Annotated in this window: 13 protein-coding genes; 6 read left to right on the top strand and 7 right to left on the bottom strand. The window is 64.3% G+C overall.

Translation table 11 applies throughout. The features are described from left to right. Nucleotides 1-28 precede the first annotated feature (28 nt). On the bottom strand, nucleotides 29-1,255 hold the full coding sequence (locus GLR48_RS05500) for an Hsp70 family protein (RefSeq protein ID WP_237059456.1): 1,227 nt from the start codon (nucleotides 1,253-1,255) through the stop codon (nucleotides 29-31). A 124-nt stretch (nucleotides 1,256-1,379) separates the two neighbouring features. Here GLR48_RS05500 and pncA point away from each other — a divergent pair, with 124 nt between their 5' ends. The 4 genes from pncA to GLR48_RS05520 all read left to right on the top strand — a co-directional run bounded on the left by pncA (nucleotide 1,380) and on the right by GLR48_RS05520 (nucleotide 4,739). Beyond that, on the top strand, nucleotides 1,380-1,985 hold the full coding sequence (gene pncA, locus GLR48_RS05505) for a bifunctional nicotinamidase/pyrazinamidase (RefSeq protein ID WP_442915760.1): 606 nt from the start codon (nucleotides 1,380-1,382) through the stop codon (nucleotides 1,983-1,985). Next, on the top strand, nucleotides 1,982-3,163 hold the full coding sequence (locus GLR48_RS05510) for an NAD(P)/FAD-dependent oxidoreductase (RefSeq protein WP_237059457.1): 1,182 nt from the start codon (nucleotides 1,982-1,984) through the stop codon (nucleotides 3,161-3,163). The genes pncA and GLR48_RS05510 overlap by 4 nt, the downstream gene beginning before the upstream one ends. Before the next feature lie 17 nt (nucleotides 3,164-3,180). Next, nucleotides 3,181-4,014, top strand: coding sequence for an NAD-dependent epimerase/dehydratase family protein (locus tag GLR48_RS05515; protein ID WP_237064384.1), 834 nt, complete (start codon nucleotides 3,181-3,183; stop codon nucleotides 4,012-4,014). A gap of 146 nt (nucleotides 4,015-4,160) precedes the next feature. Next, nucleotides 4,161-4,739, top strand: coding sequence for a L,D-transpeptidase (locus GLR48_RS05520; RefSeq protein ID WP_237059460.1), 579 nt, complete (start codon nucleotides 4,161-4,163; stop codon nucleotides 4,737-4,739). Here GLR48_RS05520 and GLR48_RS05525 read toward each other — a convergent pair. Together GLR48_RS05525 and GLR48_RS05530 are read right to left on the bottom strand one after the other, a co-directional pair. Further along, the gene (locus tag GLR48_RS05525; RefSeq protein WP_237059462.1) at nucleotides 4,736-5,950 is read right to left on the bottom strand and encodes a capsular polysaccharide export protein, LipB/KpsS family; all 1,215 of its coding nucleotides are present in this window, start codon (nucleotides 5,948-5,950) and stop codon (nucleotides 4,736-4,738) included. The genes GLR48_RS05520 and GLR48_RS05525 overlap by 4 nt on opposite strands. Continuing rightward, nucleotides 5,947-6,597, bottom strand: a complete 651-nt coding sequence (locus tag GLR48_RS05530; RefSeq protein WP_237064386.1) for a peroxiredoxin — start codon at nucleotides 6,595-6,597, stop codon at nucleotides 5,947-5,949. Before GLR48_RS05530 ends, GLR48_RS05525 begins: the two co-directional genes overlap by 4 nt. 124 nt (nucleotides 6,598-6,721) lie before the next feature. On the opposite strand from GLR48_RS05530, the gene GLR48_RS05535 reads away from it, so the two are divergent. After that, the gene (locus GLR48_RS05535) at nucleotides 6,722-8,161 is read left to right on the top strand and encodes an aldehyde dehydrogenase family protein (RefSeq protein ID WP_237059464.1); all 1,440 of its coding nucleotides are present in this window, start codon (nucleotides 6,722-6,724) and stop codon (nucleotides 8,159-8,161) included. Between the two features lie 21 nt (nucleotides 8,162-8,182). Here the strand turns inward: GLR48_RS05535 and GLR48_RS05540 are convergent, their stop codons facing one another. From GLR48_RS05540 to GLR48_RS25635, 4 genes are all read right to left on the bottom strand, one after another. After that, nucleotides 8,183-8,830 carry a pseudouridine synthase gene (locus tag GLR48_RS05540; protein WP_237064388.1) on the bottom strand — a complete coding sequence of 216 codons (648 nt, stop codon included), beginning with the start codon at nucleotides 8,828-8,830 and terminating at the stop codon, nucleotides 8,183-8,185. Nucleotides 8,831-8,838: 8 nt separating this feature from the next. Then, nucleotides 8,839-9,492, bottom strand: a complete 654-nt coding sequence (locus tag GLR48_RS05545; RefSeq protein ID WP_237059466.1) for a YggS family pyridoxal phosphate-dependent enzyme — start codon at nucleotides 9,490-9,492, stop codon at nucleotides 8,839-8,841. Between the two features lie 101 nt (nucleotides 9,493-9,593). Continuing rightward, nucleotides 9,594-10,202 (bottom strand): porin, encoded by a 609-nt coding sequence (locus GLR48_RS25630; protein WP_272911373.1) that lies wholly within the window; start codon nucleotides 10,200-10,202, stop codon nucleotides 9,594-9,596. 40 nt (nucleotides 10,203-10,242) lie between these two features. Further along, nucleotides 10,243-10,791 carry a porin gene (locus GLR48_RS25635; RefSeq protein ID WP_272911374.1) on the bottom strand — a complete coding sequence of 183 codons (549 nt, stop codon included), beginning with the start codon at nucleotides 10,789-10,791 and terminating at the stop codon, nucleotides 10,243-10,245. A gap of 194 nt (nucleotides 10,792-10,985) precedes the next feature. On the opposite strand from GLR48_RS25635, the gene GLR48_RS05555 reads away from it, so the two are divergent. Next, nucleotides 10,986-11,495 (top strand): DUF3576 domain-containing protein, encoded by a 510-nt coding sequence (locus GLR48_RS05555; RefSeq protein WP_237059468.1) that lies wholly within the window; start codon nucleotides 10,986-10,988, stop codon nucleotides 11,493-11,495. The last annotated feature ends 48 nt before the right edge of the window (nucleotides 11,496-11,543 follow it).

An 11,543-nucleotide genomic window follows, 5' to 3' on the forward strand; every position in this document is an offset into this window, starting at 1 on the left:
TCTGCCATACGCCTGCCCGCGGCGGCCTTCAAGTCAGGCGGGCAGCCGCCATGGCAAGCCCGTCGCTGACGGCGGTAAAGGCCTGCGCCCGCACCTGCCGTGCCTGCGGAAAGAGCTCTGCCATGGCCTGCGTCACCGTCCCCATCAGGCTCGACCCGCCGACAAAGACCACGGCGGTCACCTCGCGCGGCGCGGTGTCGCCAAGCGTCTCCCACGCGGCTTCCTTGATGTCGGCGGTCAGGTCGGACAGCGTGTTGCCCAGCGCCTGCGCGCTCAGCGGCACGCTCAGCCCCCGGTCCAGCGTGCCAAGGTCGATCAGCCCACGCGGCGTGTCGTTGGCGGCAATCTTGCCCGCCTCGACCGCAAAGGCGATATCGTGGCCCAGTTCCATCTCGATCACTTCGTCCAGCCGACCGAAGGCCTGCTGATCCACCCCCATCTTTGCCAGATCGGCCACCAGACGCCGCGTTTCGGCGGTGTAGAGGAACGCGATCTTCTCCCACGTCGCAAGGTCGTTGAAGATCGCGTTGGGTGCCGTCGTGGTGCCGTCGCCGAAGGCATTGCGCACGGCGCCGCCGCGCCCCAGCAAGGGCATGACATGGGCCAGCGACAGCAATCGGTCGAAATCCGTCCCGCCGATCCGTACGCCGTGGCTGTTCAGCACATGGATCGCATCCGCATCCTGCCGGTAAAGCGTGAAATCCGACGTGCCGCCGCCGATATCCACGACCAGCCCCAGTTGTCCCTGCTCCAGCGGGCCGGCGGTCAGGGCCGCGGCCTCTGGTTCCGGCAGAAAGCTGACACGTTTGAACCCGGCGATCTGATACGCCTCGGCCAGATCGACCTGCGCCTGCGCGTGGCGCGCGGGATCGGGGTGGAACCGGACGGGACGGCCCGACAGCGCGGTGTCGAACTCCAGCCGGGTCGCGTCATAGGCCCGTTCGCGCACGGTGGACAGGAACCGCGCCACGACCTCCAGCAGGGTCATCTTTTCGTACCCGATCTGGCGCTGTTCGCGCATCAGGGGCGTGCCCAGCACCGACTTCAGCGCGCGCATGAACCGCCCCTCGCGCCCGTCGATCAGTGCTGCGTTCGCCGCACTGCCGATCAGGGTCCGCTTGCGGTCGATATCGAAGAACACGGACGTCGGCAGCGTCTCGCGCCCCGGCTCCACGGGGATGCGAAACACGGTGTCGCCGGCCATGACGGCAGCGGCGGTATTGGATGTGCCGAAATCGATGCCGAGCGTGGCCATGATGCGTCCTTTGCGTGCGAACCGCCGCCTTTAGCCCAAGCGCGGCTTGCGTTCAACCTGTCGGGCGTTGACCCGGTCCGGCTGGGGTTCTACCCCTTGGCGTGCCCACGTTGAAAGGTCCGTCATGCAGCCCCTGACCCATGCCCTGATCGTCATCGACATGCAGAACGATTTCTGCCCCGGGGGCACGCTGGCCGTCGACGGCGGCAACGACATCGTCATGGGCATCAATACCCTGATGGATGATTTCCGCACCGTGATCCTGACGCAGGACTGGCACCCGCGCGGGCATTCGTCCTTTGCGTCCAGCCATCCCGGCGCCAACCCCATGACGGTCATCGACATGCCCTACGGTCCGCAGGTCCTGTGGCCGGACCACTGCATTCAAGGCACCTTCGGGTCGGAATTCCACGGCCATCTGCGTACCGACGGCGACCTGATCATCCGCAAGGGCTATAACCCCGCGATCGACAGCTACTCTGCCTTCTTCGAAAACGACCACAAGACCCCGACCGGGCTGGAAGGCTACCTGCGCACCCGCGGGATCGAACGGCTGACGATGGTGGGCCTCGCCCTTGATTTCTGCGTGCATTATTCGGCCAACGACGCGGCCCGGCTGGGCTTTGACGTGACCGTCCGCACGGACCTGTCACGCGCCATCGACGCCGACGGGTCACTCGACGCGGCCATTGCGGGGATGCGCGACGCGGGCGTGGCGCTGACCGAATGAACGCCGCCTATGATGTCGTGATCGTGGGCGGTGCCATCTATGGCGCCTCTGTCGCGTTCCATCTCGCGACGGATCCCGATTTCGACGGCACAATCCTCGTGGTCGAACGCGATCCGACGTATCAATTCGCCTCGACCTCCCACACCAACTCCTGCATCCGGCAGCAGTTTTCCGAACCCCTGAATGTGCAGATCTCGCAATACGGGGCCGAGTATATCCTGAATTTCCGCGCCCGCAGCGGGATGGAGGATGCACCCGCCCTGCGCCTGCACAGCTTCGGCTACATGTATCTGGCCGACACCCCTGCCTTTGCCACCGCCCTGCAGGCCAGCCAGCGGGTGCAGGCCAGCCTTGGCGCGGGCACGCGTCATATGACGCGCGACCAGATCGCCGCGGCCTATCCGTTCTACGCGCTCGACGACATCATCGCCGGCAACCACAACACGGTGAACGAAGGCTACTTCGACGGCGGCACGTTGTTCGACTGGTGGAAACGCGGGGCAAAGCGGGCAGGCGTGACCTTCGTCACCGCCGAGGTCACCGGCATGACCCGCACCGGCGACCGCGTGACGGCGGTGCAACTGAAATCCGGCACAGAAGTCGCCTGCAACTGGGTCGTCAACGCCTCCGGCCCGCGCGGCGCGCTGACGGCCGCGATGGCCGGGCTGACCCTGCCGGTCGAACCGCGCAAGCGCTACACCTTCGTCTTTCAGGCTGAAACACCGCTGGACCGCGATCTGCCGCTAACCATCGACCCCTCCGGCGTCCATGTCCGCACCGACGGCACCTACTACATGGCCGGCTGCCCGCCAGAGGATGACCACCCCGTCGATCCCACCGACTTTGCCTTCGACCACACCCTGTGGGAGGACAAGGTCTGGCCCGCCATCGCCACCCGCATCCCCGCGTTCGAGCGTGTGAAGGTCATCAACAGCTGGGTCGGGCACTATGCTTACAATACCCTCGACCAGAACGCCGTGGTCGGTCCGCACCCGCAGGTCGCCAATTTCATCTTCGTTAACGGCTTCTCGGGTCACGGGCTGCAGCAGTCGCCCGCCTTGGGGCGCGGCATGGCGGAATGGATCACCCACGGCGCCTACCGCACGCTGGACCTGACCGCCCTAGGCTACGCCCGGATCGCTGCGAACCGACCCATCGTCGAAAAAGCCATCATCTGAAAAGGACCACCCTCATGCTGAACAAGATCGTGCTGACCGGAGCCGCCGGCAAGCTGGGCGGCGTGCTGCGCAAGCCCCTGGCCGAGATGTGCCGCGAACTGGTCACGACCGACATAGCCGACAGCGTGGCAGACCTCTCTCCGAACGAGACCTATACGAAGGCCGACCTCTCCAGCCTCGATCAGGTCATGGGCGTGATGGACGGCGCAGACATGGTCGTCCACTTCGGCGCCATCGGGGACGAGGCGCCGTGGGACGACATCCTGCAGTCCAACATCGTCGGCGCCTATACCGTGTGGGAGGCCGCCTTTCGCCACAAGGTCCGCCGCGTCGTCTATGCCTCCTCGATCCACGCGGTTGGGATGCACCCCAAGACCGATTTCATCGACACCGCCGCCCGCCACCGGCCCGACACCTACTACGGTCTCGCCAAGTGCTTTGCCGAAGATCTGGCGAGCCTTTACTGGGACAAGCGCGGTGTCGAAAGCGTCTGCATGCGGATCTATTCCTGCGAGGAAAAGCCGAACAACGCCCGCGCGCTGGGCACATGGCTCTCTCACCCCGATCTGATTCGCATGGTGAAGGCGTCGATCGAGGCGCCGACAGTCGGTTTCACCGTCGTCTGGGGTGTCTCCGACAACGACCGGGTGCCGGTCGACAACAGCCGCGCGTCCTTTCTGGGGTATCGCCCGCAGGACAACGCGGAAACCCACGCGACCCGCATTCTGGCGCAAGCCGCCCCCATGGACCCGCAAAACCCAGAGGACATGTGCCACGGCGGCCCCTTTGCCGTTGTGCCCTTGGGCGAAAGCGGCGTCGCCATGATCAAGGCGCGCAGCGTGAAAGGCTGAGGCGTTCTGCCACAGCTGTCACCCGAGTGTCCCACTACGGCCCAAAAACGCGGCAATACAGGATTATTGTCATAATTGTATCCGTCTCATCTGCTATGCCCGAGTCCAATAGCCCGACTTACGGGCAATAGCAGTGAGGCACTTCCATGTTGAATCGTCGCGCCGTGGCATTTGGTGCCCTGGCAACCGCATTTGCGGGTCCCGCCGCCGCGAACCCGTTGTCGCGTCTTTTCGGAAAGCCCAAGGGCGGCATGCCAGAACGCTTTCTGCCGCAAGAGGTCGATGTGAACCCCGACCTTGCCGCCGGCGAGATTCATGTGATCAAGAAGGATTTCTACCTCTACTGGACGCTGGGCAACGGCCGTGCCCGCCGCTACGGCATCGCCCTGGGGGCCGAGGACCGGAACTATACCGGCGTGCTGACCGTGCGCCGCAAGCGTGAATGGCCCAGCTGGATTCCCACGCCGGAAATGGTCCGGCTAGAACCGGAAATCTATGGTCCCTACGCCAAGGGTCTGCCGGGCGGCGATCCCCGCAACGCGCTGGGCGCGCGGGCGCTGTATCTCTATTCCGGAAACGTCGACACCTATTACCGCATTCACGGCACGCCCCAGCCGGAAACCATCGGCACCGGGTTTTCCTCCGGCTGCGTGCGCCTGACCAATGAACATGTGACAGAGCTCTACGACATGGTTCCGGTCGGCACCAAGGTCTACCTGTTCTAGACTGTCCCGGTCTGCGCGCCAGCGACGCGCGGACCGGGTGTCTCCAGCAGCCGTAACTGGCATTCCAGCACCACGGCCAGATCCTGTGGCGGTGACGCGTAACTGCCATGCACTAGATAGCGATTCCACAGCCACCCCAGCACCTGCCGTCGCAACACGGGGTCCGGAATGGCACCGGGCAAATCCGCCAGCGCTGCATCCAGCTCTGCCCGGTCGCGGGCACGCCGGACAAGGCCCGGGATGTCATAGCAGGCGTCGCCCAGAATGATGGCGGGCCTTTCCAGAAACACCGCCTCCAGCCCGACCGTTGAATTCAGCGTAACCACGCCCGCAGCGCCTTCGATCAGGTCGCGCGTGACGTTGCCATTGGCAAAGATCACCCGCGGATGCGACGGCTGCGTTCCCTGCACCGACAACGGAAAGCTGGGATGCTCCTTGATGACAAAGGTCAGGCCCGGATTGCGGTCCGCGGCGGCCTGCACCTCGGCATAGAAGGCCGCCATGTCCGTGATCCACGGGCTGTGCCGCGTCACCTGCATGTCCGACGGCACCTGAAACGCCAAGAAGATGTAATTATTCGGCAATACGACCTCTGCCGCACCGCCTGCCTTCACAACCCGTGTCTTGGTCAGCGCGGGTAAACCAGCGGCGGCGAAATCCTCCGCCGTGTCCAGATAGAACGCAGGATCGCGCGGCACGCTGTTGGCCGCATTCACCCCGCGCGGGTCGATCTGGATCGAATCGGGAAAGAATCCGCCCTCGACGATCAGCTTGGTCCGTCCCAGATCCGTTGCAACCTGCGCCAGCACCGATTCAGGGAAATTCGATCCGTTATAGATCAGCGCCGCCAGATCGGGATCGTCCGTCAACTGGGCGGTCAACCGGACCTCCAGCAACCGCGCTTGCACCGCCTTGGTCCAGCCATAGATGCCGCGCACGCCGCGCCAGCCGAACACGGCGGGCACACGCAACCGCTTGCGCGTCACGTTTCCCGCGACCAGATCATGCGCCGGTTGCCGCAGCGCAACCGCAACCGCGCGCACCGCGCCGGACAAGCCCCGCCGCTGCGCCAGATCGCGCAGGATCGCGGCGGTGCCCGTCTCGACGATCACACCGGCATCCCCCAATGCGGCATCGAAATGCCGCAGGACGCCGGTGTCGAGCTTCAGCCAGCGCCGGGTGACGGTGCCCTGTGTCGCCTCTGCCGTCACTTCAGCTTGGTCATGCGCAGATAGGGCAGGACGGTCTTGAAGTCGCCGAACTTCTCTTTCGCATCGGCGTCAGAGACGGAGGTCGGGATCACCACGTCGTCGCCGACGTTCCAGTTGGCAGGTGTCGCAACACCGCGTCCCGCAGCCGTCTGCAACCCGTCCAGCGCACGCAGCACCTCGGCAAAGTTGCGGCCGACGTTCATCGGATAGACCATCGACAGCTTCAGCTTCTTGTCCGGCCCGATGATGAAGACGGCCCGTACCGTGGCGGTATCGTTCGGTGTGCGGCCATCGGGCAGATAGGCCTCTGCCGGCAGCATGTCGAAGGCCTTGGAAATCGCCAGATCCTGATCGGCGGCAATCGGGAAACCGGGCTTGGCGCCACCGGCCTTTTCGATGTCGACCTTCCATTTCTTATGCTCTTCCACGCCGTCCACGGACACGCCCAGCACCTTCGTGCCGCGCTTGTCCCACTCATCGGCCAGCTGCGCCACGGCCCCGAATTCTGTCGTGCAGACCGGCGTGAAATCCTTGGGATGCGAGAAGATGATCGCCCATTTGTCGCCGATCCAGTCGTGCAGCTTGATCTCGCCCTGATCCGTCTGGATCGTCAGGTTCGGGACTTCGTCATTGATGCGCAGGGCCATGTCGGTCGCTCCTATCTTTGTGATCGTTGCCATTTACATAGGCATTTTGATGCCGCGCGCCAATGCTTGTGAAACCCGCACCGCGCTGTCACTCTGCGCCTCACATTCGCCCAAGGAGACGATCATGATCGAGAAACGCGACTTTTACATCGACGGCGCCTGGGTCGCCCCCGCCGCATCCCGCGATTGCGAGGTGATCGACCCCGCGACCGAAGAAGCCTGCGCCGTGATCTCTCTGGGCGATCGGGCCGACACCGACCGCGCTGTCGCCGCTGCCAAGGCCGCGTTTCCCGCCTGGGCCGCCCTGACCCCGCAGAAGCGCGCCGAATACTGCGCCGGGATCCTCGACCAGTACCGCAAGCGCGAAGACGAGATGGCCGAGGCAATCCGTGCCGAGATGGGCGCACCGATCAAGCTCGCCCGCGAAAGCCAGGCGACCTGCCTGCCGTGGCACCTGCAGAACTTCCTCGACGCCGTCGACCAGATCGAATGGATCAAACCGCTTGGCGATCACGCCCCAAATGACCGGATCGCGCTGGAACCGATCGGCGTCGTTGGCCTGATCACGCCGTGGAACTGGCCGATGAACCAGGTCACGCTCAAGGTGATCCCGGCCCTGCTGGCCGGCTGTACCATCGTGATGAAACCAAGTGAGGAGGCACCGCTGTCCTCGCTCCTCTTCGCCGAATTCATCCATGACGCCGGCATTCCGGCGGGTGTCTTCAACCTCGTGAACGGGGACGGGCAGGGGGTCGGCACGCAGTTGTCGGCGCATCCGGACATCGCCATGATCTCCTTCACAGGCTCGACGCGTGCCGGCATCGCGATTTCGAAAACGGCAGCCGAGACGCTGAAGCGCGTGACGCTGGAACTGGGCGGCAAGGGTGCGAACGTCATCTTTGCCGATGCGGATGAAAAGGCGGTCAAGCGCGGCGTGCTGCACTGCATGCAGAACACCGGGCAGTCCTGCAACGCACCGACCCGGATGCTGGTCGAACGATCGATCTACGACCAGACCGTGGCACAGGCGGCAGAGGTCGCAAGCGCCATCACCGTCGGCCCCACGACCGAAGAAGGCCGCCACATCGGCCCCGTCGTGAACAAGTCCCAATGGAACAAGATCCAGGGCATGATCGAGACGGGCATCAAAGAGGGCGCGCGCCTCGTCGCCGGCGGCCCGGGCCTGCCCGAAGGCGTGAACCGCGGCTATTACGTCCGGCCCACGGTCTTTGCCGATGTCAACAACGACATGGCCATCGCCCAGCAGGAAATCTTCGGCCCGGTGCTGTCGATCATCCCGTTCGAGGATGAGGCCGACGCCGTGCGCATCGCCAACGACACGCCCTACGGTCTGGCGAACTACGTCCAGTCCGGCGACGGCGCCCGCCGCAACCGCATGGCATTGGCCCTGAAGGCCGGCATGATCGAGATGAACGGTACCAGCCGCGGTGCCGGCAGCCCCTTTGGCGGCATGAAGATGTCGGGCCGTGCGCGCGAGGGTGGCGTCTGTGGGATCGAGGAGTTCCTCGAATCCAAGGCCATCAGCGGCTGGTCGAACGACTAGGTCCAGTCACGCAAAGGCGCCCTAGAACGGCGCCTTTGCGGTGATCTTGGTCGGTGCCCCGCCATCGGGGTGCCGGAACTGCAACGATTCCGAATGCAGCATCATCCGCTCGAAATCCTGCGCCGCGCCCGTCGCATAGAACGGATCGCCTAGGATCGGATGCCCCAGCGCCAGCATGTGGACGCGTAACTGGTGCGACCGGCCGGTGCGCGGCATCAGGCGCATCCGCGTCTCGTCGGGCGACCGCTTCAGCCGCCGCCAGTCCGTCACCGCAGACCGGCCATTCTCGTGATCGACCATCTGGCGCGGCCGGTTCGGCCAGTCCACGATCAGCGGCAGATCGACGGTGCCCGTGGCCTCCGCGACTTTGCCCCAGACCCGTGCGACGTAGGTCTTCTTGGTATAACGCTTTTCGAACTGCAGCCCCAGATGGCGCTGGGCATGGGGCGTCAGCGCAAAGATCATCACGCCAGAGGTGTCGCGGTCCAGCCGGTGCACCAGCAGCGCCGTCGGAAAGACGGCTTGCACACGCGCCAGCAGGCAGTCCGTCAGATGTTCGCCCTTGCCCGGCACCGACAGCAGCCCCGCGGGCTTGTCCACCAGCACCACCTGATGATCGTCATGCAGCACGACCAGCGGATCCTGAGGCGGGCGATAGGCGCCGTCCAGATCCGGAATCACGGGGCAACCCGCTCGCCGAAGATGGCAGAGCCGACGCGGATATGCGTCGCCCCCGCGGCAATGGCCGCCTCGAAATCGCCGCTCATGCCCATCGACAGCCCCGTCAGCCCGTTGCGCTGCGCGATCTCGCCCAGCATCTTGAAATGCGGGACAGGGTCCTCATCCGCTGGCGGAATGCACATCAGACCGACCAGCGGCAGGTCCGACCGCCGCGCATCTGCGATCAGGGCGTCGGCCTCGTCGGGCAACACGCCGGCCTTTTGCGGCTCTGCCCCGGTGTTGATTTGCACGAACACCTCCGGACACCGGCCCAGATCCTGCGCCAGCCGCGCAAAGGTCGTGACCAGCTTTGCCCGGTCAAGGGTATGGATGGCGTCGGCAATTTCCATCGCGGCGCGGGCCTTGTTGGATTGCAACGGTCCGATCAGGTGCAGCGCGATCCCGTCATACTGCGCACGGAAGTCGGGCCATTTGCCCTGCGCCTCCTGCACCTTGTTTTCGCCAAAGACCCGCTGACCCTGATCCAGCACTGCACGCACCCGCTCCAGCGGCTGGACCTTGGACACGGCGATCAGCGTGACGCTGCCGGGCGCGCGTCCAGCCTGCTTTTCGGCGGCGGCGACGCGGGTCTGGATGTCGTTCAGGGGCATGGCGGGCCTTTCCACGGTTTCAGGATGTGTAGGTCCGACCCCGCTAAAAGAAAAGAGCGGACCCGAAGGCCCGCTCTTTCCTCAACAAAGTGATCCGTGGATCAGAAGTTGAACTTCACGCCGAAGTCGGCCAGCGTGTTGCTGTCGTAGTCTTCGCGGACCGACACGGCCAGCAGTGCGCCGCCCAGGTCGTAGTCAGCGCCGATACCGTAAGCGGTGTCATCGCCGGCGCCGCCCTGACGCTGAGCCACATAGGCCTTCGCGGTGATCTGGCCGAAGACATACGAACCGTACAGCGTGTAGTGCTCGCCGTTGTCGCCAGCGACGTTGTAGGTCTCGTCGCCATCGTCGAAGTACTGCAGGCCAACCGTGCCAGCATCGTTGATCGCGTACTCGGCACCGACGTAGTAGTTGTCGTTGTCGGTGATGCCAGCGCCATTGGTGACATAAGCAGCGGACACGGTGAACGCGCCGAAGCCGTAATCACCGGAGATGCCGTACTCGATGTCTTGACCGCCGGGCAGGCCGTCCAGCTGCTGGTTCGGGTTCACGATCGATGCGCGGACGTTGCCAGCACCGAAGGCGTAGGAGACTGCAACGCCCATGCGGTTACGCTGATCGGCACCGTAGGGGCCGCTTGCGAAGGCGTAGAACGAACCCAGCGGGTCACCGTCACTGTTGCCGATGTAGCCGACTTCCGAGTTGTACATCAGAGCAGCGTTGTCGAACGCGGTGCCGACGTTGCCGACATCAACGCGCAGGCCAGCGAACTTGGCATACAGGTCGGCCGGGGGACAGCTGAGCGCCGCTGCCGGTCGTGCCGGAAACGGTGTTCACGACGCCGTTCGTGTTGACGGGCGTGGTCGTGCCGACGACGGATGTCGCGCTGTTGTCGTCGTACTGCAGACGAACGCGGCCACCGAACTCGACGCCAACATCAGAGGTCATCGTTGCGTCGATGTTCAGACGGAAACGCGTGTCGATCTGGGTCTGGGCAGTGCCGGCAGCAACGCCGTCGTTGTAGGTCAGGCCGAAGCGGCCGTAACCGGACAGGTTCACGTCAGCGGATGCGGCGCCAGCGGTCACGATCGCTGCTGCGGACATCATCAGAATTTTTTTCATTTTTTCCCTCGTTGATACTGTGTCAGGGCCCAACTCGTGGAAATCGAATTCGGCATGAGGTGTGTTTCCACCCAAGCCCCATCGATTGCAACGACAAGAACCGGGGCGATGGCAAAGAGCCAAGTGATGATGCAGGTATGTCACAGTTTCGTCAGGGCCATTGAGTGTCATATTCATCAACCTTATCAATGATCTGCAATTCATCCGGTCAGGTCACGTATCCGAGAGGGTGGCCGCGGCGACCGCTGGGAGCGTGTTGCGCGGCGCGTCTTTCGCCGTATGCGGCGCCAGTTTGCGACTCGATTCCTGCGGTGCGGGACGGGTCCAGAAATGGCTTGGCATGACCGGGGCTAAAAGCTAGGTGTTGCCAAATGAAAACGGGGGAAAAGATGAAGTTAAGATACCTCGCACAGGCCGCCATCGTCGGTGCAGCGGCGCTGCTGGTCGGTTGCGCCCCCGGTGTGACGCCTGCGACACCCAATGCGGCACAGGAATCGGTTCCCGTCAGCAAGGGCGGTTCCGGCACCCGTGTGCCGGCGTCCAGGATCTGGGACTTCTTCAATATCGGCGGCGATGCGAATGCCGGGCTCGAGGTCAACAAGTACCTCTGGAACGCCAGTCTGGACGTCCTGAACTTCCTGCCCATCGAAAGCGTCGATCCCTTTACCGGTGTCATCGTCTATGGATACGGACTGCCGCCCGGCGGCGGGACCGCCTATCGCGGCACCGTCTACATCAGCAGCCCGGCCTTGGATGCACGGTCGCTGAATGTCGCTTTGCAGACCCGCTCCGGCCCGGTCAGCGCCGATACCCGGCGCGCGATCGAGGATGCGATCCTGTCGCGTGCCCGTCAGTTGCGCATTGCCGGCGGTCGCCGGTAACACTGCTTCTCTTTGCCTGATGCGATCGCCGGGCCTTGGTCCGGCGTC

This window comes from Loktanella sp. M215, assembly GCF_021735925.1.
Taxonomy (GTDB): Bacteria; Pseudomonadota; Alphaproteobacteria; order Rhodobacterales; family Rhodobacteraceae; genus Loktanella.